This window comes from Pseudomonas juntendi (genome assembly GCF_009932375.1).
Taxonomy (GTDB): Bacteria; Pseudomonadota; Gammaproteobacteria; order Pseudomonadales; family Pseudomonadaceae; genus Aquipseudomonas; species Aquipseudomonas juntendi.
Map to the genome: position 1 here is coordinate 1 of NZ_BLJG01000116.1, position 22,098 is coordinate 22,098.

Here is a 22,098-nt window from a genome sequence, read left to right on the forward strand (position 1 = left end):
CATAGAATCTCCCACAGGAGCCGCGATGCCTCAGGTCTGTGGGGTACCTGTGGGAGCTGGCTTGCCTGCGAATGGGCCGCGCAGCGGACCCGGCGATCTCAGCGTCGACCTGCCCAGCGCTGGCGCAACCACTCCAGGTCTTCCGGCCGGGTCACCTTGATGTTGTCGCTGCGCCCTTCGACCAGCCGCGGCGCCTGCCCGGACCACTCGATGGCAGAAGCTTCATCGGTCACGACGACATCCGACACCAGGCACTCGGCCAGCGCCCGGTGCAACGCCCCCAGGCGGAACATCTGCGGCGTGTAGGCCTGCCAGATGGTGCTGCGGTCAACGGTGGCGCTGACCCGGCCTTTGCCATCGGCACGTTTGAGCGTGTCGCGCGCCGGCACCGCCAGCAGGCCACCCACCGGGTCATCCGCCAACTCCGCCAGCAGCTTGTCCAGGTCGCTACGCGCCAGGTTGGGCCGCGCAGCATCGTGCACCAGCACCCAGTCGCTGTCCGCCGCCCCTTGGGCATGCAGCAGCAGCAAGGCATTGAGTACCGAATCGGCGCGCTCGCGCCCGCCCGCCGCGCGCTGGATACGCGGGTCGCTGGCACAGCCCAGGGCAGGCCAGTAAGGGTCGTGTTCGGCAATGCTGACCACCACGCCGTTAAGCGTCGGGTGGCCAAGAAAACAGTCGAGGCTGTGCTCGAGAAGGGTCTGCCCTGCCAGCTCCAGATACTGCTTGGGGCGGTCGGCAGCCATGCGGGCGCCTACGCCCGCCGCTGGAATCACGGCCCAGAAGGCCGGTAAGGTATCGATCATTTCTGTGGCAACTGGAAGAGGGTTTCACCCTCCTTGACCATCCCCAATTCATGGCGAGCCCGCTCTTCAACGGTCTCCATGCCTTTTTTCAGCTCCAGCACTTCAGCATCGAGCACGCGATTACGCTCCAGCAGGCGCTCGTTTTCGGCGTGCTGTTCAGCAATCTGCTGCTTCAGCTCGGTCACTTGCGCCAGGCTGCCATTGCCGACCCACAGACGGTACTGCAGGCCACCCAACAGCAGGAGCAGAATAAGGAACACCCAATAGGGACTGCGCATCACGTTATCCAGGTCAAAAAGGCTGCCGCGCATTTTACGGGAGCTCGAATAGCACGAAGCCTGGCCGAGGCCAGGCTTCGTTGACAGAAACCCGTTGGGAAGAAGGAAAGTTCAGTAAGAACGTTCCTACAACTCCGGCTGCTGCCTTTTTACCATCTCTTGCTTAGCCGCGAAACTCGGCACGACCACGGTAAACCGCTTTGGCGCCCAGTTGCTCTTCGATACGCAGCAGTTGGTTGTACTTGGATACGCGGTCGGAACGGCACAGCGAACCGGTCTTGATCTGGCCAGCAGCGGTACCTACGGCCAGGTCGGCAATGGTCGAGTCTTCGGTTTCACCGGAACGGTGCGAAATCACTGCGGTGTAGCCGGCAGCCTTGGCCATCTGGATGGCTTCGAGGGTTTCGGTCAGCGAGCCGATCTGGTTGAACTTGATCAGGATCGAGTTACCGATGCCCTTCTCGATGCCTTCCTTGAGAATCTTGGTGTTGGTCACGAACAGGTCGTCGCCAACCAACTGGACCTTTTCACCGATCTTGTCAGTGAGGATTTTCCAGCCAGCCCAGTCCGACTCGTCCAGGCCATCTTCGATGGAGATGATCGGGAAGCGCTCGGTCAGGCCTTTGAGGTAGTCTGCGAAGCCTTCGGCATCGAACGACTTGCCTTCGCCGGACAGGTTGTACTTACCGTCTTCGTAGAATTCGGAAGCGGCGCAGTCCAGTGCCAGGGTCACGTCGGTGCCCAGTTTGTAGCCGGCTTTTTCGACGGCTTCGGCGATTGCACCCAGGGCATCTTCGTTGGACGCCAGGTTAGGGGCGAAGCCACCTTCGTCACCCACGGCAGTATTCAGGCCACGGGCCTTTAGCACAGCCTTGAGGTGATGGAAGATTTCGGTGCCCATGCGCAGGCCGTCGGAGAAGGTCTTGGCGCCAACCGGCTGAACCATGAACTCCTGGATGTCGACGTTGTTGTCGGCGTGCTCGCCGCCGTTGATGATGTTCATCATCGGAACCGGCATGGAGTACTGGCCTGGGGTGCCGTTCAGGTTGGCGATGTGCGCGTACAGCGGCAGGTCCTGGTCCTGGGCAGCGGCCTTGGCGGCAGCCAGGGAAACGGCCAGGATGGCGTTGGCGCCCAGCTTGGCCTTGTTCTCGGTACCGTCCAGCTCGATCATGGCGCGGTCCAAGGCCTTCTGGTCGGCCGGGTCCTTGCCCAGCAGCAGGTCGCGGATAGGGCCGTTGATGTTGGCGACAGCCTTCAGCACGCCCTTGCCCAGGTAACGGCTCTTGTCGCCATCACGCAGCTCCAGCGCTTCGCGCGAGCCGGTGGAAGCACCGGACGGCGCGCAAGCGCTGCCGATGATGCCGTTGTCGAGCAGTACATCGGCTTCCACGGTGGGGTTGCCACGCGAGTCGAGAACTTCACGACCTTTGATGTCGACGATTTTTGCCATTGTTGTAAGCACTCCAGAATTGACGAAAACAACGCAGCTTTAGGGAATTCTTGCCTTTCACCAGGCAGGGACGCAGGAGGCAGGCCTGGCAAAAGCAACCCCTGACCGAGTGGTCAGGGGTAGATCGGGGCGTACTTTACCCGAGAAATGAGCCTCGCGCGGACTTAACCGTCGGAAAACTCACCAAAGACCCGAAAAAATCAGGCCTTGTTCTTCTGCGCCAGGGCCGCCTTGACGAAGCCGCTGAACAGCGGATGACCGTCACGCGGGGTGGAGGTGAACTCCGGGTGGAACTGGCAGGCAACGAACCATGGGTGGTCCTTGGACTCGACCACTTCGACCAGCGCGCCGTCTTCGGAACGGCCGGAAACCACCAGGCCGGCATCAACCAGCTGTGGCAGCAGGTTGTTGTTGACCTCGTAACGGTGGCGGTGGCGCTCGGTGATCACGTCCTTGCCATAGCAGTCGTGCACCTTGGAACCGGCTGCCAGCTGGCAGTCCTGTGCACCCAGACGCATGGTGCCGCCCAGGTCGGAGGCCTCGTCACGGGTTTCGACCGCGCCGGTGGCGTCGGCCCACTCGGTGATCAGGCCGACGACCGGGTGGCCGCTGTTGCGGTCGAACTCGGTGGAGTTGGCGTCTTTCCAGCCCATGACGTTACGGGCGAATTCGATCACCGCGACCTGCATGCCCAGGCAGATGCCCAGGTACGGCACCTTGTTCTCACGGGCATATTGAACCGCAGTGATCTTGCCTTCCACGCCGCGCAGGCCGAAACCGCCGGGTACCAGGATGGCATCGGCACCCTCGAGCAGGCTGGTGCCCTGGTTCTCGATGTCTTCCGAGTCGATGTAGCGCAGGTTGACCTTGGTACGGTTGGTGATACCGGCGTGGCTCATCGCTTCGATCAGCGACTTGTACGCATCCAGCAGTTCCATGTACTTGCCGACCATGGCGATGGTCACTTCGTGCTCAGGGTTGAGCTTGGCATCGACCACCTTGTCCCACTCGGACAGGTCGGCACCGTTGCATTGCAGGCCGAAGCGCTCGACGACGAAGTCGTCCAGGCCCTGTGCGTGCAGCACACCCGGGATCTTGTAGATGGTGTCGACGTCTTCCAGCGAAATCACCGCACGCTCTTCAACGTTGGTGAACAGCGCGATCTTGCGGCGCGAGGAAGCATCGACCGGGTGGTCGGAACGGCAGATCAGCACGTCTGGCTGCAGGCCGATGGAGCGCAGCTCCTTGACCGAGTGCTGGGTCGGCTTGGTCTTGGTTTCGCCAGCAGTGGCGATGTACGGGACCAGGGTCAGGTGCATCAGCATCGCGCGCTTGGAACCCACTTCGACGCGCAACTGGCGAATGGCCTCGAGGAATGGCTGCGACTCGATGTCGCCCACGGTACCGCCGATTTCCACCAGGGCCACGTCGGCGTCGCCAGCACCCTTGATGATGCGGCGCTTGATTTCGTCGGTGATGTGCGGAATGACCTGGATGGTCGCGCCCAGGTAATCACCACGGCGCTCTTTGCGCAGCACGTGCTCGTAGATACGGCCGGTGGTGAAGTTGTTGTTCTGGGTCATGGTGGTGCGGATGAACCGCTCGTAGTGGCCCAGGTCGAGGTCGGTCTCGGCGCCATCGTGGGTGACGAACACTTCACCATGCTGGAACGGGCTCATCGTGCCCGGGTCGACGTTGATGTACGGATCCAGCTTGAGCATGGTGACCTTCAGGCCCCGCGCTTCCAGGATGGCCGCCAGGGAAGCCGAGGCAATGCCTTTCCCCAATGAAGAAACAACACCGCCCGTGACGAATATGTAGCGCGTCATGAAAAACCCTAGAAGTCTGCGTTAAGGCGGCCAGCGCCGCCGGAGAAAGCGAAGGAAGGCCGAAGCCCCCGATCACCTGCGTCAATCACAGTGCATCTCGAACAACTGCCGCGTCTGTACAGACCAGGGGTATCCCCGGCATGGAGCTCGCTCGTCATTTCAGAATCAGCCCAGCAAAAAACTGCTTGGTAATCGGCAACTCCTGTGTTTTCGCGGAACCCACAGAAGCTGTATCAAGAAGGGAGGGTAGTCTACCCGAATGTACCCTTCAGCTCAAACCTTGCGCGTTCGTCGGTAACTGCCAGTGCAGCTGCCAACCCGCCTGCCCCAGCCCGGGCAAATTGGCCACTGCCAGCAGGCGCTCGCCCTGGTACAGCAAGGGCAGGCGCGCACGCAGGAAATGCGGCACCTGCTGCTCGTTGAGCAGGCGTTTGAGGTCGCGCCGGCCGCGCCCGGGCACCTCCAGTATTTCGCCGCCCTGGCGGTAGCCAACCCGCAGCCTGCCAACCCCGGCTGCGCCAACAAGCCGCACGTTACCGTTGCCCGGCAGTGGCAACGGCACACCTGGATCCGGCCAGGCCAGCTGACCGGCGGCTGGCTGCAGCCAGTCGCCACTCAGCCACCAAATGCGCCCTTGGCTACGCTGCAACTGCCCGTCGGCCAGCCGCCACACCGGCTGGGCATCGACCGCGGCATCGCGCAGGTCTGCCCAACCGGCCCAATGGCGGGTATCGGGCAGCCGCGTACGTTGGCTCAGCCAGTACTGCAAGGCGTTGCGCTGGCGCGCCGGCGACAGCGCCATCAGGGCAGCCAGGTCGAGGGAGGCCAGGCCCGGCCAGGCGGCAGGCGCCCCCTGCTGCGCGGTCACCAGATCGCCCTGGGCCAGTTCGTCGAGCAGGCCCAGCGCCTCGCCCAGATGATCGGCGGCACGGGCGAAATTCTGGCCAACCTGTGGCCAGCGCTGCTGCAACTGCGGCATCACCTCCCGGCGCAGAAAGTTGCGGGCAAAACGGGTGTCAGCGTTCGAAGGGTCGTTGATCCAGGCCAGCCCGCGGGCCTGGGCATAGGCCTGCAACTGCTGCCGCGCACAGCCCAGCAACGGCCTGACCAGCCTGCCCTGCCCTAGCGGCCGCTGCCCCGGCATGGCCGCCAGGCCACGCAGGCCGGTGCCGCGCAGCAAGCGCAACAGCAGGGTTTCGGCCTGGTCGTCACGGTGCTGGCCGGTGAACAGAATGTCGCCCGGACCGAGGGTTTGCTGGAAAGCCCCATAGCGGGCGTCGCGGGCCGCCTGTTCCAGGCTGGCGCCGGGGCTGACCTGAACGTGGATTACCTCGAGCGCGATGCCGAGGTTGGCGCAGACGGCCTGGCAATGGGCGGGCCAGGCGTCGGCGGCGGCTTGCAGGCCATGGTGGACATGAACCGCACGCAAGGGCGGCGCTGCGTGGCTGCGGGCGTAGTCGGCCAGCAGGTGCAGGAGGACGGTAGAGTCGAGGCCGCCGGAGAAGGCGATGTACCAGGTGGGGGCGTTGAGCCAGGGGGTGAGGTTGATCATGAAGGCCTCACATCGCTTGAGATCGCCGGGGGTGCTTTGCACCCCATTCGCCGGCAAGCCAGCTCCCACATCATGAGAGCGCGGACTTGCCGGCGAATGGGCCGCAAAGCGGCCCCCGGATCACATCACGGAATCAGAGACCGTAGCTCATCAGGCGCTCGTAACGACGGGCCAGCAGCGCGTCATTGTCGAACTTGCCGAGCATGTCCAGCTGCTGCACCAGGTCAGCACGGATGCTTTCCGACATCGCAGCCGGGTCACGGTGGGCGCCGCCCAGCGGCTCCTGGATGACCTTGTCGACGATGTTCAGGCTCTTCAGACGCTCGGCGGTAATGCCCATGGCTTCGGCAGCATCGGCAGCCTTGTCGGCGGTCTTCCACAGGATCGAGGCGCAACCTTCTGGCGAGATCACCGAATAGGTGGAGTACTGCAGCATGTTCAGCTGGTCGCAGACACCAATGGCCAGTGCACCGCCCGACCCACCTTCACCGATCACGGTGGCGATGATCGGGGTTTTCAGGCGCGCCATCACCCGCAGGTTCCAGGCGATGGCTTCGCTCTGGTTGCGCTCTTCGGCGTCAATGCCCGGGTAGGCACCCGGGGTGTCGATGAAGGTCAGGATCGGCATCTTGAAGCGCTCGGCCATTTCCATCAGGCGGCAGGCCTTGCGGTAACCTTCAGGGCGCGGCATACCGAAGTTGCGGCGCACCTTTTCGCGCACTTCGCGGCCTTTCTGATGGCCGATGACCATGACCGGCTTGCCATCCAGGCGCGCAGTGCCGCCGACGATGGCAGCGTCATCGGAGAAGTGGCGATCGCCGTGCAGCTCTTCGAACTCGGTGAAGATGTGCTCCAGGTAGTCCAGGGTGTAGGGACGACGTGGGTGACGCGCCAGGCGTGCAATCTGCCAGCTGGTCAGGTTGCCGAAGATGCTTTCGGTCAGGGTGTTGCTCTTGTCTTGCAGACGGGCAATTTCATCGCTGATGTTCAGCGAATTGTCGTTACCCACCAGGCGCAGGCCTTCGATCTTGGCTTGCAGGTCGGCAATCGGCTGTTCGAAATCGAGAAAATTCGGGTTCATAGTCATCCGTCTTGGGTCTACGGCCAGGCGGCCGGCCGGTTGATCCGTTTGGCGCCATACCTTAAGGGATCAGGCGCATTCAGGTCGAGATTAAATTTTTGTCGGTTCAACGATATTGCAGGAAGACGTTCTCACGTCCGAACTGGTCACGCAGTGCCTGAATCAGCCCATCGGCAGGGTCGATCGCCCACTGCTCGCCGAACTGCAACATGGCCTTGGCGTCACTGCCGGTGTACTCCAGCGTGATCGGGCAGGCACCGCGGTGGCGGGTGATCAGTTCGCCCAGCCATTTCAGCCGGTCGCCCTTCAACGCTTCGTGCGCCACCTTCAGGCGCAGGCTTTCGGCCAGCTTGGTGCGCGCGTCTTCCATGGTCATGACCTGCTTGACCCGCAGGCGCAAGCCACCGGAGAAGTCGTCATTGCTGACCTCCCCTTCGACCACCACCATGGCGTCGGTCTGCAGCAACGACTGCGCCGCGATATAGGCGTCGGCGAACAACGAGGCCTCGATCCGCCCGGAGCGGTCATCCAGGGTGACGAAGCCCATCTTGTCACCCTTCTTGTTCTTCATCACCCGCAGCGCAATGATCATGCCGGCGATGGTCTGGGTTTCACGCGACGGTTTGAGATCGATGATGCGCTGGCGGGCGAAGCGGCGAATCTCGGTTTCGTACTCGTCGATCGGGTGGCCGGTCAGGTACAGCCCCAAGGTGTCCTTTTCGCCTTTCAGGCGTTCCTTCAGGGTCAGCTCGCGCACCTTGCGGTGGTTGGCGTAAACATCGACATCCGCCGCGTCGAACATGCCCCCGAACAAGTCGACATGGCCACTGTCCGCGGTATGCGCGGCCTGCTCGGCGGCCTTGATGGCCTCACCCAGTGCCGAAAGCAAGGTCGCCCGGTTGATGTCGATATGGGCATGGTAGGCCTTGATTTCGTCATGGAAATGCGGGCCCAACCGGTCCAGCGCGCCACTGCGCACCAGCGCATCGAGGGTGCGCTTGTTGACCCGTTTGAGGTCGATGCGCTCACAGAAGTCGAACAGGTCCTTGAACGGCCCGCCCTGGGCACGGGCTTCGACGATGGCCTCTACCGGGCCTTCGCCGACGCCCTTGATGGCGCCCAGGCCGTAGACGATACGGCCGTCGTCGTTCACGGTGAACTTGAAATCGGAGAAGTTCACGTCCGGCGCATCCAGGCGCAGCTTCATGCTGCGCACCTCCTCCACCAGCACCACGACCTTGTCGGTGTTGTGCATGTCCGCCGACAGCACCGCCGCCATGAACGGTGCCGGGTAGTGGGTTTTCAGCCAGGCGGTCTGGTACGACACCAGGCCGTAGGCCGCGGAGTGGGATTTGTTGAAGCCGTAACCGGCGAACTTCTCTACCAGGTCGAAGATGTTGCCTGCCAGGTCCGCATCGATATTGTTGGCCACGCAGCCTTCGATGAAACCACCGCGCTGCTTGGCCATTTCCTCGGGCTTTTTCTTGCCCATGGCCCGGCGCAGCATGTCGGCGCCACCGAGGGTGTAGCCGGCCATCACCTGGGCAATCTGCATCACCTGCTCCTGGTACAGGATGATGCCGTAGGTGGGGGCCAGCACTGGCTTGAGGCCTTCGTACTGGTAGTCGGAGTGCGGGTAGGCCAGCTCGGCACGGCCGTGCTTGCGGTTGATGAAGTCGTCCACCATGCCCGATTGCAGCGGGCCGGGGCGGAACAGTGCCACCAGTGCGATGAGGTCTTCCAGGCAGTCGGGCTTGAGCTTCTTGATCAGCTCCTTCATGCCACGCGATTCAAGCTGGAATACAGCCGTGGTTTCGGCCTTCTGCAACAGCTCGTAGGTTTTGCGGTCGTCCAGCGGGATGAAGTCGATATTCACGTCGGGCAGGTTTTTCTTGGCCTGCTCGCGGTTGATGATCTCCATGGCCCACTTGATGATGGTCAGGGTACGCAGGCCGAGGAAGTCGAACTTCACCAGCCCCGCCGCCTCGACGTCATCCTTGTCGAACTGGGTTACCAGGCCGCCGCCTTCTTCGTCACAGGCGATCGGTGAGAAGTCGGTGAGCTTGGTCGGGGCGATCACCACGCCACCGGCGTGCTTGCCGGTACCCCGGGTCACACCTTCGAGCTTCAGCGCCATGTCCCAGATTTCGCGGGCGTCCTCGTCACCCTTGAGGAAGTCACGCAGGATCTCTTCCTGCTCGTAGGCCTTCTCCAGGGTCATGCCCACTTCGAACGGAATCATCTTCGACAGGCGGTCGGCCAGGCCGTAGGACTTGCCCTGAACCCGTGCCACGTCACGCACCACCGCCTTGGCGGCCATGGTGCCGAAGGTGATGATCTGGCTGACCGCGTTGCGGCCATAAGCCTCGGCCACATAGTCGATCACCCGGTCACGGCCATCCATGCAGAAGTCGACGTCGAAGTCGGGCATGGAAATACGTTCAGGGTTGAGGAAGCGCTCGAACAGCAGGTCATAGGCCAGCGGGTCGAGGTCGGTGATCTTCAGCACATAGGCCACCAGCGAACCTGCGCCCGAACCACGGCCAGGGCCTACTGGCACGTCGTTGTTCTTGGCCCACTTGATGAAGTCCATCACGATCAGGAAGTAACCGGGGAAGCCCATCTGGATGATGATGTCCAGTTCGAACTTCAGCCGGTCAAGGTAAACCTGGCGCTTCTCTTCGTAATTGGGCGTGGTCTCCTTCGGCCACAGGACCGCCAGGCGCTCTTCCAGGCCCTCGTGGGACACGTGCCGCAGGTAGTCGTCGATGCCCATGCCGTTGGGCGTGGGGAAGTCGGGCAGGAAGTACTTGCCCAGCTGCACCTGGATGTTGCAACGCTTGGCGATTTCGACGGTGTTGGCGATGGCATCGGGCAGGTCGCTGAACAGCTCGGCCATTTCCTCGGACGACTTGAGGTACTGCTGGTCGCTGTAGCAACGCGGCCGGCGAGGGTCGTCTAGGGTCCAGCCTTCACCGATGCAAACCCGGGTTTCATGGGCGTCGAAATCGGACTGCTTGATGAAACGCACGTCGTTGGTGGCCACCAGCGGCGCGCCGAGCCTGTCGGCCAGGGCCACGGCAGCATGCACATATTCCTCGTCGCGGGCGCGGTTGGTGCGCTGCACTTCTACGTAGAAGCGCTCGGGAAACATGCCCATCCAGTCTTGCAGCAGGGCCTGGGCTTCGTCGTCACGGCCGGCCAGCAGGGCCATGCCGATGTCACCTTCCTTGCCTGCCGACAAGGCGATCAGGCCTTCGCTGGCCGGCGCGATCCATTCACGCTGCAGGATCACCAGGCCGTTGCGCTGGCCGTCGGTCCAGCCGCGCGAGATCAGCTCGGTGAGGTTGCGATAGCCCTTGGGGTTCATGGCCAGCAGGCAGATGCGCGACAGCGGCGCTTCCGGGTCGGCGCCGGCCAGCCACAGGTCTGCACCACAGATCGGTTTGATGCCGGCGCCCATGGCCGTCTTGTAGAACTTCACCAGCGAGCACATGTTGCTCTGGTCGGTAATGGCCACTGCCGGCATGTTCATCCCGGCCAGCGCCTTGGCCAGCGGCTTGATCCGCACCAGGCCGTCAACCAGCGAGAATTCGGAGTGGACGCGCAGGTGAACGAAGGGAACCGACATGGGAGATCCTGTAGCAGTGCTGAACGACAAGGGCGGGATTGTAGCTTAATTGCGCGGGGGTTTTGGGGCTGCGTGTAGGAGCGGGTTTACCCGCGAACCAGGCGACGCGGTGGATGGCACCGGCTGTGCCGGTGTTCGCGGCTAAAGCCGCGCCTACAAGGGGCCCGCCCCATTGGTCAGACCAGCGAACCGATGACGCCCTCACGCGCGTCCCAGGCGGCCCGCACCGGTGCGAACGAACGCCGATGAATGGGCGTAGGCCCAAGCTTGGCCAAGGCCTCCAGATGTACCGGCGTGGGGTAGCCCTTGTGCCCGCCGATACCGTAACCCGGGTAGATCAGCTCGAACGCGCTCATTTCACGGTCACGGCTGACCTTGGCCAGAATCGAGGCTGCCGCAATCGCCGGGACCTGGCTATCGCCCTTGACCACCGGCGCTGCCGGCACGGCCAGTTTCGGGCAGCGGTTGCCGTCGATCAGCGCAAGCTTCGGTGTAACGTGCAGGCCTTCGACCGCGCGCTGCATGGCCAGCATGGTGGCCTGCAGGATATTGAGCCGGTCGATTTCCTCGACCTCGGCACGGGCGATACAAAAGCTCAGGGCCTTTTCGCAAATCTCGTCGAAAAGGGCCTCGCGCTTGGCTTGCGTGAGTTTTTTCGAATCGTTCAGGCCGAGGATCGGCCGGGTTGGGTCGAGGATCACCGCTGCCGTTACCACCGCACCGCACAGCGGGCCACGGCCCACTTCGTCAACGCCGGCGACCAGGTCTTCGACCAGGTTGAAGTCCAGTCCAAATTGCATGTCAGCGGTCCTTGAGCAGGGCCAGCACCGCCTCGGCCGCCTGATTGGAGGCGTCGCGGCGCAGGGTGCGGTGAATTTCGTCGAAACGTTCGGTCTGCCGGCTCCCATCGCGCAACAACGGTACCAGGGTATTGGCCAACGCCTCGCTGGTGGCAGCGTCCTGCAGCAGTTCAGGTACCAGCTCACGCTGCGCCAACAGGTTGGGCAACGACACGTAGGGGCTTTTCACCAGCCGCTTGAGAATCCAGTAGGTCAGCGGCGCCAGGCGGTAAGCCACCACCATCGGCCGCTTGTACAGCAAGGCTTCGAGGGTGGCGGTACCCGAGGCGATCAACACCGCGTCGCAGGCGGCCAGGGCCTGGTGCGACTGGCCATCGAGCAGCATCAGCGGCAACTGCCGCCCTTCGAGCATCTGCTCGACCTGCGCGCGCCGCGCCGCGTTGGCACACGGCAGTACGAAGCGCACGCCCGGTACGTGGTGGCACAGGCGCTCGGCAGCATCGAGGAACAACGCCCCCAGGCGGCCAACCTCGCCGCCGCGGCTGCCCGGCATCAGGGCCACCACCGGGCCCTCGCCCAGGCCCAGGGCGGCACGCGCAGCTGTGCGGTCGGCTTGCAGCGGGATGGTGTCGGCCAGCGGGTGGCCGACAAAGCGCACCGGCACGCCCTGCTCTTCATAGAACCGCGCCTCGAACGGCAGCAGGGTCAGCATCAGGTCGCAGCCTTCGCGGATCTTCAGCACCCGCTTCTGCCGCCAGGCCCAGACCGACGGGCTGACATAGTGCACGGTCTTGATCCCGGCCTGCCGCAGTTTCAGCTCGATGTTGAGGGTAAAGTCAGGCGCATCGATACCGATGAACACATCCGGCTTTTCATCGATCAGTGTCTGGATCAGCAGTTTGCGCCGCTTGAGCAGCTCGCGCAGGCGCCCCAGCACCTCCACCAGGCCCATGACCGCCAGGCGTTCCATCGGGAAATAGGATTGCAGGCCTTCGGCTTCCATCAAGGGGCCGCCCACCCCGATAAAGCGTATGTCGGGGTGGCGCTCCCTGAGGGCACGCATCAGGCCTGAACCCAGAATATCGCCGCTGGCCTCACCGGCCACCAGCGCTACGCAAAGCCGGGCCATGTCAGCGAGTGATGCCGCGAGCGGAGTTCACGATCGACTGGCGGAACAGCTCGACCTCAGGGTGCAGCGCAGCAGGCTCGGCCAGCTCCTTGAGTGCGTCTTCGACGGTAAGGCCCTGACGATAGACAATTTTGTAGCAGCGGCGCAGCACGTGGATCACTTCGGCGCTGAAACCGCGCCGGCGCATGCCCTCGAAGTTCATGCTGCGGGCTTCGGCCGGGCTACCGAACACGGTCACGAAGGCCGGCACGTCCTTGCCGATCGCCGTACCCATGCCGGAAAACGCGTGGGCACCGATATGGCAGTACTGGTGCACCAGGGTGTAGCCGGACAGGATCGCCCAGTCGCCCACATGCACATGCCCGGCAAGGGCCGTGTTGTTGACCAGAATGCAGTGGTTACCGATGACGCTGTCGTGGCCGATGTGGGCATAGGCCATGATCAGGTTGTGGTCACCCAGGGTGGTTTCGGCACGGTCCTGAATGGTCCCACGGTGAATGGTCACCCCTTCGCGGATCACGTTGTGGTCGCCAATCACCAGGCGCGTCGGCTCACCCTTGTACTTGAGGTCCGGGGTGTCTTCGCCAATCGACGAAAACTGAAAGATACGGTTGTGCTTGCCGATGCGGGTCGGCCCCTTCAACACAACATGCGGGCCGATAACGGTGCCCTCCCCGACCTCGACATCGGGGCCCACGATCGACCAAGGGCCCACCTCGACACCGTCGGCGAGCTTGGCCGAGGGATCGATGATGGCCCGAGGATCAATCGAATTCATAGGGAGCGTTCCGCGCAGGTGATTTCTGCCGAGCACACCGGCTTGCCGTCGACCAGGGCGCGGCATTCGAACTTCCAGATCATGCTCTTGCGGCTTAGGAACTTGGCTTCCAGCACCAACTGGTCACCCGGCAGCACCGGCTGGCGGAAACGCAGCTTGTCGGAGCCGACGAAGTAATACAGGGTGCCATCGGCAGGCTTGGCATCGAGCATCTTGAAACCCAGGATACCGGCCGCCTGGGCCATGGCTTCGATGATCAGGACGCCCGGCATGATCGGGTGCGCCGGGAAGTGGCCATTGAAGAACGGCTCGTTGATGCTGACATTCTTGTAGGCACGAATGCTCTGGGCCTCGTAGTCCAGCTCCGTCACGCGGTCCACCAGCAGGAACGGGTAACGGTGAGGCAGGTATTCGCGAATCTCGTTGATGTCCATCATTTCGGGGGGGAAGCCTGTAATAAGAATAGGGAGCGCAGGTGCTGACCGCACGCTCCTTTTGCAATCCAAAGAGGAGCCAGCTAGCGACTGTTCACTCTTGCTCAGGGAATGGTATCAGCCTTCTGATGCCGGCTGGCCACCTGAGGTCACGGTATCGACGCGTTTTTCCAGCTGCTGGAGGCGCTTGGCCATATCGTCCAGGTGGCGGATACGCGCGGCGCTCTTGCGCCAGTCAGCCAATGGCTGCATGGCCGTACCGGAAGAATAGGAGCCCGGCTCGGTGATCGAGCGGGTAACCATGGTCATTCCGGAAATGAATACGTTATCGCAAACATCAATGTGCCCCACCAGCCCCACGCCACCCGCCAGCATGCAGTGCTTGCCAATGCGCGTGCTGCCGGAAATACCGACACACGCAGCCATGGCGGTGTGGTCGCCGATCTGCACGTTGTGGGCGATCTGGATCTGGTTATCCAGCTTGACCCCATCGCCGATGCGCGTGTCCGACAGCGCGCCACGGTCGACCGCCGTGTTGACGCCGATTTCCACATCATCGCCGATGGTAACGCCGCCAATCTGGGCGATCTTGCGCCAGATGCCCTTCTCGTTGGCGAAGCCAAAGCCCTCGCCGCCGATCACCGCACCCGACTGAATGACCACGCGCTTGCCGATGGTGACGTCGTGATACAACGTGACCCTCGGTGCCAGCCAGCCGCCTTCACCCACCACGCAACGGGCACCAATGAAGCAATGTGCACCAATGCTCACGTTGGCGCCGATACGGGCGCCACTTTCGATGACCGCGAACGGCCCGATGCTGGCGCTGGCATCTACCTGGGCATCCTCGGCCACCACGGCGCTGGGATGGATTCCCGCCACAGCCTTGGGTTTCGGATCGAACAGGTGGGAAATGCGCGCATAAGCCAGGTACGGGTCGGCCACGACCAGGGCATTGCCGGCAAAGCTTTCGGCATCCGCAGCCTTGAGCAGCACCGCGCCGGCCTGGCAGTTATCCAGGTACTTGCGGTACTGCGGGTTGGCCAGGAAGGTCAACTGCCCGGGGCCAGCCTCTTGCAAGGTGGCCAGCCCGGTAATCTGCAGCGCCTCGGGCCCCTTCAGGGTGGCACCGAGGGCCTCGGCCAGTTGGCCTAGCGTCATGGTCACACTCATATCAACGGGCTTGGTTCATGCGCTCGATGACCTGGCGGGTGATGTCGTACTGAGGTTTGACATCGATGACCGCGCCACGCTCGAGAACCAGGTCGTAACCGCCTTTCTTGATCACTTCCTCGACAGCGCCATCCAGCTTCGGCTTCAGCTGCTTGAGCATGTCACGGTCGGCAACGGCCTTGGCTTCGTTCAGCTCCTTGGACTGGAACTGGAAGTCGCGGGCTTTTTGCTTGAACTCGAGCTCCAGGCGCTCACGCTCCTGCTGCTGCATCTTGTCGCCGCCCTTGATCAGGCGGTCCTGGATACCCTTGGCGCTGCTTTCCAGGCTTTTCAGCTTGGTCAGTTGCGGGCCGAATTTCTTCTCGGCATCCACCGCGTACTTCTTGGCGGCGTCCGATTCCAGCAGGGCCATCTGATAGTTCAGCACGGCAACCTTCATTTCGGCGAAAGCCGGGGTGGCGACCAGCGCCGCGGCCACTACGGCCAGTTGAGCCAATTTACGCACGATGCACTCCTGGATAAACCGTTGTCGTTAAGCAAGGGCCGACCTTAGAAGGTCTGGCCCAGAGAGAATTGGAACACCTGGGTATCGGCATCGTCCGGCTTCTTGACCGGCATTGCCAGGCTGAAGCTCAGCGGGCCCAGTGCAGTAATCCAGGTCACGCCCAGGCCGACCGAACTGGCCATGCCCGAGAAACCGACCTTCTCGCAATCAGGCTTGTTGCCGCAATTGGTGTCGAACACGTTACCCACATCCCAGAACACGGAGGTGCGCAGCGAACGCTGGTCCTTGACGAACGGCAGTGGGAACAGGAGCTCGACGCCACCTTGTACCAGCACGTTGCCACCAAATGGCAGCGGGTCCTGATCCGGGTCCACCGCAGTACCATTCTTGCCGGTACTCGGGGTACTGCGTGGCCCCAGGCTGCTGTCTTTGAAGCCGCGGACGGAGTTGAAGCCACCCGCGAAGTAGTTCTCGTAGAACGGCAGGCCGGAGGTGCTGCCATAACCATCACCATAGCCCAGCTCGGTGTGCAGGCGCAGGGTGTAGTCGTTGTTGATCGGCTGGAACAGCTGGCCACGGTAGTCGAGCTTGAAGAACGACAGGTCGCTGCCTGGAATGGTCGATTCCAGGGTCAGGCTTTGCGAGTGACCGCGGGTCGCCAGCACACCTTTGTTCAAGGTCGACTCGGACCAGCCGATCGACGCCTTGAAGTTGAGGAAGTTGTCGCCTTCCTGGTCGAGGAAGTCGAAGATCTCGTCAACGGTGTACTTGCCGGTCTTGATCTTGTCCTGCTGCACGCTCAGGCCGTAGGTCAGGCGCGAAGTTTCGCTGATCGGGTAGCCCAGGCTCACACCTGCACCGAGGCTGTCCACCGCATAGCTGGCCACGTCGACATCGAGGTCATCGTAGTTGGTGCTGCGGTAGAAGGCGTTGTAGCCCAGGCTCACGCCGTCGGCAGTGAAGTAGGGATCCACGAAGCCAAAGTTGTAGCGGGTCTGGTATTCCGAACGGGTCAAGCCGATGGACACCTTGTTACCGGTGCCGAGGAAGTTGCTCTGGCTGATCGAACCACCCAGGATCAGGCCCGCGCTCTGGGCGAAACCGACGCTGGCGGTGATCGAACCGGAGGCTTGCTCCTCTACGCTGTAGTTGACATCGACCTGGTCATCGGTGCCCGGCACCGGTGGGGTTTCGACGTTCACTTCCTTGAAGAAGCCCAGGCGCTCGAGTCGGGTCTTGGACTGGTCGATCAGGTAGGTCGACGCCCACCCGCCTTCCATCTGGCGCATTTCGCGACGCAGCACTTCGTCTTCGGTCTTGGTGTTACCGCGGTAGTTGATGCGGTTGACGTAGGCACGCTTGCCCGGGTCGACCACGAACATGATGTCTACCGTGTGGTCCTGTTCGTTCGGCTGTGGCACGCCGTTGACGTTGGCGAAGGTGTAGCCCTCGTTGCCCAGGCGGCGGGTGATCAGCTCGGACGTGGTGGTCATCACCTTGCGCGAGAATACCTGGCCAGGCTGCACCAGCAGCAGCGACTTGACCTGGTCTTCCGGCACCTTGAGGTCACCGGACAGCTTCACGTCGCGAACGGTGTACTTCTCGCCTTCGTTGATGTTGACGGTGATGTAGACGTGCTTCTTGTCTGGCGTGATCGACACCTGGGTCGAGGCGATGTCCATGTTGATGTAGCCGCGGTCCAGGTAGTAGGAACGCAGGCGCTCAAGGTCACCGGACAGCTTTTCGCGGGCGTACTTGTCGTCGTTCTTGAAGAACGACAGCCAGTTGGTGGTTTTCAGCTCGAACAACTGGCCCAGGGTATCGTCGTCGAACACGTTGTTGCCGACGATGTTGATGTGCTGGATGGCCGCGACCGTGCCTTCGTTGATCTTGATCTTCAGTGCCACGCGGTTGCGCGGCTGCGGCACCACCTCGGCGTCGACCTCGGCCGAGTAGCGGCCCTGGGCCACGTATTGGCGCTGCAGTTCGTTACGCACGCCTTCGAGGGTGGCACGCTGGAAGATCTCGCCTTCGGCCAGGCCGGATTGCTTCAGGCCTTTCATCAGGTCATCGGTGCTGATCGCCTTGTTGCCTTCGATCTCGATGCTCGACACCGACGGGCGCTCGACCACGTTGATGATCAGCACATTGCCATCGCGGTTCAACTGGATGTCCTGGAAGAACCCGGTCTTGAACAGGGAACGGGTCGAGTCCACCAGGCGGCGGTCATCAGCCTGGTCACCGACGTTCAGCGGCAAGGCACCGAACACGCTGCCGGCGGAAACCCGCTGCAGGCCGTTGACGCGAATATCGGAGATGGTGAAGGACTCGGCGTGAACTTCAGCGATCATCAGTGCGGACATGACCGCAGTTAGCAGCAGACGTTTCATGAAGTCCTTTTATTCCAACTGGCAATAAACAACCCGCCGTGAAAAAACGGCGGGTTCGCAATTGAGCGAAGCTTTATAGTCGACCCAGATCGTTGATCAGGGCGAGCAACATCACCCCTATGACCAAACTGATACCGATCTGGACCCCCCAACCTTGCACCCGATCCGACAGCGGACGACCGCGCGCCCACTCGACCAGATAAAACAGCAAATGCCCCCCATCGAGTACCGGGATGGGCAGCAGGTTAAGAACCCCCAGGCTTATGCTCAGGTAGGCGAGGAAATTCAGGAAATCCCCGATGCCGGACTGGGCTGAAGCGCCCGCCACTTTAGCAATGGTTATCGGTCCACTCAAGTTTTTTACCGAGAGCTCCCCGAACAGCATTTTCTTCAGCGATTCGAGGGTCAGGACACTCATGTTCCAGGTGCGTGACAAGCCCTCGCCCACCGCCTCCAGCGGGCCATAGCTGACTTCGCGAAGCATGCTGGCAGGCCATTCGCCACCTTTGACCCCGGCCCCCAGGTACCCGGCAACGGCCTTGCCCTCGCCCTTGTGGGCCAGGACCACCGGCACGTCGAGGGCAGCACCGTCGCGCTCCACGCGGACCTGCACCTTGGCATCCGGCCGGGCACGTACACTGTCGACCACCTGCTGCCATTCGGTCACGGCAACGCCGTCGACCGCCAGCAGCTTGTCACCACTCTTGAGGCCCGCAGCGGCAGCCGGCCCTTTCGGGTCGACCTCGGCCAGCACCGGCGCAATCGCCGGGCGCCATGGGTGCAGCCCAAGGGACTGGATCGGGTCTGGCTCATCGGCGCCCTTCAACCAGCTGTCCAGCTTGACCTGCAACTGGCGCTCGGCACTGGCGCCATCGTCGCGCACGCCAACCTGCAAGGTGCCGCTCTCGCCCAGGCGCCGCACCAGCTGCAGGTTGACCGCCGCCCAACCGCTGGTCGGCTTGCCGTCCACAGAGACGATTTCCTGACCTGCGGCCAGCCCGGCGGACGCCGCCAGGCTACCGGCATCGACGCTACCAATGACCGGGCGAACCTGTTGGGTACCCAGCATCGCCAGCAGCCAGAAGAACACGATTGCCAGCAGGAAATTGGCGATCGGGCCGGCCGCGACAATGGCGATACGCTGGCCTACCGGCTTGCGGTTGAACGACTGGCCGAGCAACGCCGGCGGCACATCACCTTCGCGCTCGTCGAGCATCTTCACGTAGCCGCCCAGCGGGATCGCCGCCACGACGAACTCGGTGCCATGGCGGTCATGCCAGCGCAGCAGCGGCGTGCCGAAGCCCACCGAAAAACGCAGCACCTTCACGCCACAGCGGCGCGCGACCCAGAAGTGGCCGAATTCATGAAAGGTCACCAGCACCCCCAGGGCCACGAGGGTGCCGATAATCATGTAGAGCGCTGTCATGTCCATCTCCGAATGATATTCAGCGGGGCGGGGCAATACCCTGCCCCCTCACGCACCGTAGCGAGCCTGCATCAGCGGCCGTGGCGGCGCAGCCACTCCCGGGAAAGCTCCCGGGCCCGCTGGTCGGCGGCGAATACCGCGTCCAGGGAAGGCAGGGGCACCACAGGTTCCTGCTCGAGTACCTGTTCGATCATACCCGCGATCTCCGGGAAGCGAATACGCCGCTCGAGAAATGCTTGCACCGCCACTTCGTTGGCGGCATTGAGCACGGCAGGGGCACTGTTGCCGGCTTCGGCAGCCTGCCGCGCGAGGCGCAGGCAAGGGAAGCGTTGTTCGTCGGGCGCCTGGAAATCCAGACGGGCGACGGCGAACAGGTCCAGCGGCGCCACCCCGGAGTCGATCCGCTCGGGCCAGGCCAGGGCGTTGGCGATCGGGGTGCGCATGTCCGGGTTGCCCAGCTGGGCAAGGACCGAGCCATCCACGTAGTCGACCAGCGAGTGGATCACGCTCTGCGGGTGCACCACCACTTCGACCTTGGCCGGCGCAGCATCGAACAGCCAACAGGCTTCGATCAGTTCCAGCCCTTTGTTCATCATGCTGGCCGAATCCACGGAGATCTTGCGCCCCATCGACCAGTTAGGGTGCGCACAGGCTTGCTCCGGGGTCACCCCCATCAGCGCTTCGACGGGCGTTTCACGGAACGGGCCACCGGAAGCCGTCAGCAGGATCCGCCGCACCCCCACCGCACTCAGGCCACGGGCATAGTCGCCAGGCATGCACTGGAAGATAGCGTTGTGCTCGCTGTCGATCGGCAGCAGCACGGCGCCATGGCGCCGCACGGCGTCCATGAACAGGGCCCCTGACATCACCAGTGCTTCCTTGTTGGCCAGCAGGACCTTCTTGCCCGCCTCGACAGCCGCCAAGGTGGGCCGCAAGCCGGCAGCCCCGACGATGGCCGCCATCACGGCGTCCACTTCACTTGCCGATGCCACCTGGCACAGCCCGGCGTCGCCTTCGAGCACCTCGGTTGCACAACCGGCCGCCGCCAGACCTGCACGCAACCGCATGGCCGCTTCACTGCTCGGCACCACGGCGAACGCCGGGCGGTGGCGCACGCACAGGGCCAGCAGTTCGTCCACACGCGAATAGCCACTGAGGGCGAACGCCTGGTAGCGATCAGGGTGCCGGGCAATCACGTCCAGGGTGCTCAGGCCGATGGAGCCGGTGGCACCGAGCACGGTGATACGTTGCGGGCGAGTCACATGACACCCCATTCGGCAGCCCACAACAACACGGCAAAGATCGGGATCGCTGCCGTCAGGCTGTCGATGCGGTCGAGCACACCGCCGTGACCGGGGAGCAGGTTGCTGCTGTCCTTGATGCCGGAGCGGCGCTTGAACATGCTCTCGGTCAGGTCACCGACCACCGAGGCCATCACCAGCAGCGCAGCACCCAGCAAACCGAGCAGCACCTGGCCAACGCCCCAGTCGCGGCTTATGCCCACACCGAGGGTGATCAGCAAGCTGACCGCCAGCCCGCCATACACGCCTTCCCAGCTCTTGCCGGGGCTGACCTGCGGGGCCAGCTTGCGCTTGCCGAATGCACGGCCAGAGAAGTACGCGCCGATGTCGGCAGCCCACACCAGCACCATGACCGAGAGAATCAGCCAGTTGCCCAGCGGCCAGTGCTTGAGCAGCACCAACCCCTGCCAGGCGGGCAGCAATACCAGCAGGCCGATCAGCAGCCGGCAGGCAGCACTGGCCCACAACTCGCTGCTGCGTGGATAGGTCAGCACCAGCCAGGTCGCCAACCCCCACCAGATCACTGCGGCGCCGAGCACCCAGGGGGCCAGCTCCGGCAGGATGTACAGCAGCATCAGCGCCCCGGCCACCACCAGGGCGTAGGCAATGCGCAGCGGCTGGGCCATCAGGCCGGCCAGGCGCGCCCACTCCCAGGCACCGAGGGTCACTACGAAGCCGATGAACAGGGCAAAATCCCCACCGTTGAGCAGGAAGAAACCACCCAGCGCAACCGGCAGCAGGATCAGCGCGGTAATGATGCGTTGTTTAAGCATTAAGCACGAGCTCCAGCCTCGACCTGCTCGCTGGTCTTACCAAAGCGGCGCTGGCGCGAAGCGAAATCGGCCAGGGCTTTACGCATGGCCTCGTGTTTGAAGTCCGGCCAGTACAGGTCGGAGAAATACAGCTCGGCATATGCCAGCTGCCACAGCAGGAAATTGCTGATGCGATGCTCGCCACCGGTGCGGATACACAGGTCCGGTAACGGCAGCTCACCGGTTGCCAGGCACGTCTGCAGCAGGCCAGGGGTAATGTCGTCCGGGCGCAGGTGCCCGGCTTGCACTTCCCGCGCCAGCCGTTGCGCGGCCTGGGCAATGTCCCACTGGCCGCCGTAATTGGCAGCGATTTGCAGGATGAAGCGGTTGTTGCCGGCGGTCAGCGCCTCGGCCTCACGCATGGCAGCCTGCAACTCCGGGTGGAACCGCGAGCGGTCACCGATGATACGCAGGCTGATATTGTTTTCGTTGAGGCGCTTGGCCTCACGGCGCAGGGCCGAGAAGAACAGCTCCATCAGCGCACCGACTTCTTCGGCGGGGCGCTGCCAGTTTTCACTGGAGAAGGCGAACAGGGTCAGCACCTCGACCCCGGACTGGGCACAGACTTCGATGACCGCGCGAACGGCGTCGACACCCGCCTTGTGCCCGGCAACGCCGGGCAGCAGGCGTTTTTTTGCCCAGCGGTTGTTGCCGTCCATGATGATCGCGACATGACGCGGCACCGAGGACGGCACCGCTGGCTTGGTCTTTTCCATTAAA

The 22,098-nt window shown here is 63.1% G+C and carries 18 protein-coding genes; all 18 read right to left on the reverse strand.

Going from position 1 to position 22,098, the window contains the following annotated elements; genetic code table 11:
- Positions 1 to 98: 98 nt before the first annotated feature.
- The 18 genes from ispD to uppS all read right to left on the reverse strand — a co-directional run bounded on the left by ispD (position 99) and on the right by uppS (position 22,094).
- Positions 99 to 806 (reverse strand): 2-C-methyl-D-erythritol 4-phosphate cytidylyltransferase, encoded by a 708-nt coding sequence (gene ispD / locus GYA94_RS16365; RefSeq protein ID WP_009686931.1) that lies wholly within the window; start codon positions 804 to 806, stop codon positions 99 to 101.
- Entirely contained in the window at positions 803 to 1,084 is a 282-nt protein-coding gene (ftsB, locus tag GYA94_RS16370; protein WP_009686932.1) for a cell division protein FtsB, read from the reverse strand. The genes ispD and ftsB overlap by 4 nt, the downstream gene beginning before the upstream one ends.
- Before the next feature lie 163 nt (positions 1,085 to 1,247).
- Positions 1,248 to 2,537, reverse strand: coding sequence for a phosphopyruvate hydratase (gene eno / locus GYA94_RS16375; RefSeq protein ID WP_054890065.1), 1,290 nt, complete (start codon positions 2,535 to 2,537; stop codon positions 1,248 to 1,250).
- Between the two features lie 200 nt (positions 2,538 to 2,737).
- Positions 2,738 to 4,366 carry a CTP synthase gene (pyrG, locus tag GYA94_RS16380; RefSeq protein ID WP_012270851.1) on the reverse strand — a complete coding sequence of 543 codons (1,629 nt, stop codon included), beginning with the start codon at positions 4,364 to 4,366 and terminating at the stop codon, positions 2,738 to 2,740.
- A gap of 268 nt (positions 4,367 to 4,634) precedes the next feature.
- Entirely contained in the window at positions 4,635 to 5,918 is a 1,284-nt protein-coding gene (gene tilS, locus GYA94_RS16385) for a tRNA lysidine(34) synthetase TilS (RefSeq protein WP_161892719.1), read from the reverse strand.
- A 133-nt stretch (positions 5,919 to 6,051) separates the two neighbouring features.
- A complete protein-coding gene (locus GYA94_RS16390; RefSeq protein WP_009686937.1) occupies positions 6,052 to 6,999 on the reverse strand; it encodes an acetyl-CoA carboxylase carboxyltransferase subunit alpha in 948 nt (315 codons plus the stop codon).
- A 106-nt stretch (positions 7,000 to 7,105) separates the two neighbouring features.
- A complete protein-coding gene (gene dnaE / locus GYA94_RS16395) occupies positions 7,106 to 10,630 on the reverse strand; it encodes a DNA polymerase III subunit alpha (RefSeq protein WP_161892720.1) in 3,525 nt (1,174 codons plus the stop codon).
- 176 nt (positions 10,631 to 10,806) lie between these two features.
- Positions 10,807 to 11,430 carry a ribonuclease HII gene (rnhB, locus tag GYA94_RS16400; protein WP_161892721.1) on the reverse strand — a complete coding sequence of 208 codons (624 nt, stop codon included), beginning with the start codon at positions 11,428 to 11,430 and terminating at the stop codon, positions 10,807 to 10,809.
- Position 11,431: 1 nt separating this feature from the next.
- Positions 11,432 to 12,559 carry a lipid-A-disaccharide synthase gene (gene lpxB / locus GYA94_RS16405; RefSeq protein ID WP_161892722.1) on the reverse strand — a complete coding sequence of 376 codons (1,128 nt, stop codon included), beginning with the start codon at positions 12,557 to 12,559 and terminating at the stop codon, positions 11,432 to 11,434.
- A gap of 1 nt (position 12,560) precedes the next feature.
- Positions 12,561 to 13,337, reverse strand: a complete 777-nt coding sequence (gene lpxA, locus GYA94_RS16410; protein WP_009686941.1) for an acyl-ACP--UDP-N-acetylglucosamine O-acyltransferase — start codon at positions 13,335 to 13,337, stop codon at positions 12,561 to 12,563.
- Positions 13,334 to 13,774: a 3-hydroxyacyl-ACP dehydratase FabZ gene (gene fabZ / locus GYA94_RS16415; RefSeq protein ID WP_004375427.1), complete on the reverse strand. Its 441-nt coding sequence runs from the start codon at positions 13,772 to 13,774 to the stop codon at positions 13,334 to 13,336. Before fabZ ends, lpxA begins: the two co-directional genes overlap by 4 nt.
- 114 nt (positions 13,775 to 13,888) lie before the next feature.
- Positions 13,889 to 14,944, reverse strand: a complete 1,056-nt coding sequence (lpxD, locus tag GYA94_RS16420; protein WP_029886979.1) for a UDP-3-O-(3-hydroxymyristoyl)glucosamine N-acyltransferase — start codon at positions 14,942 to 14,944, stop codon at positions 13,889 to 13,891.
- 1 nt (position 14,945) lies between these two features.
- On the reverse strand, positions 14,946 to 15,449 hold the full coding sequence (locus GYA94_RS16425; RefSeq protein ID WP_003252311.1) for an OmpH/Skp family outer membrane protein: 504 nt from the start codon (positions 15,447 to 15,449) through the stop codon (positions 14,946 to 14,948).
- 44 nt (positions 15,450 to 15,493) lie between these two features.
- Positions 15,494 to 17,839 (reverse strand): outer membrane protein assembly factor BamA, encoded by a 2,346-nt coding sequence (bamA, locus tag GYA94_RS16430; protein WP_161892723.1) that lies wholly within the window; start codon positions 17,837 to 17,839, stop codon positions 15,494 to 15,496.
- A 73-nt stretch (positions 17,840 to 17,912) separates the two neighbouring features.
- The gene (gene rseP, locus GYA94_RS16435) at positions 17,913 to 19,265 is read right to left on the reverse strand and encodes an RIP metalloprotease RseP (protein ID WP_110678259.1); all 1,353 of its coding nucleotides are present in this window, start codon (positions 19,263 to 19,265) and stop codon (positions 17,913 to 17,915) included.
- A 71-nt stretch (positions 19,266 to 19,336) separates the two neighbouring features.
- Positions 19,337 to 20,527, reverse strand: a complete 1,191-nt coding sequence (ispC, locus tag GYA94_RS16440) for a 1-deoxy-D-xylulose-5-phosphate reductoisomerase (RefSeq protein ID WP_029886982.1) — start codon at positions 20,525 to 20,527, stop codon at positions 19,337 to 19,339.
- Positions 20,524 to 21,339 (reverse strand): phosphatidate cytidylyltransferase, encoded by an 816-nt coding sequence (locus GYA94_RS16445; RefSeq protein WP_009686946.1) that lies wholly within the window; start codon positions 21,337 to 21,339, stop codon positions 20,524 to 20,526. The genes ispC and GYA94_RS16445 overlap by 4 nt, the downstream gene beginning before the upstream one ends.
- Entirely contained in the window at positions 21,339 to 22,094 is a 756-nt protein-coding gene (gene uppS / locus GYA94_RS16450) for a polyprenyl diphosphate synthase (protein ID WP_009686947.1), read from the reverse strand. The genes GYA94_RS16445 and uppS overlap by 1 nt, the downstream gene beginning before the upstream one ends.
- Positions 22,095 to 22,098: the final 4 nt, after the last annotated feature.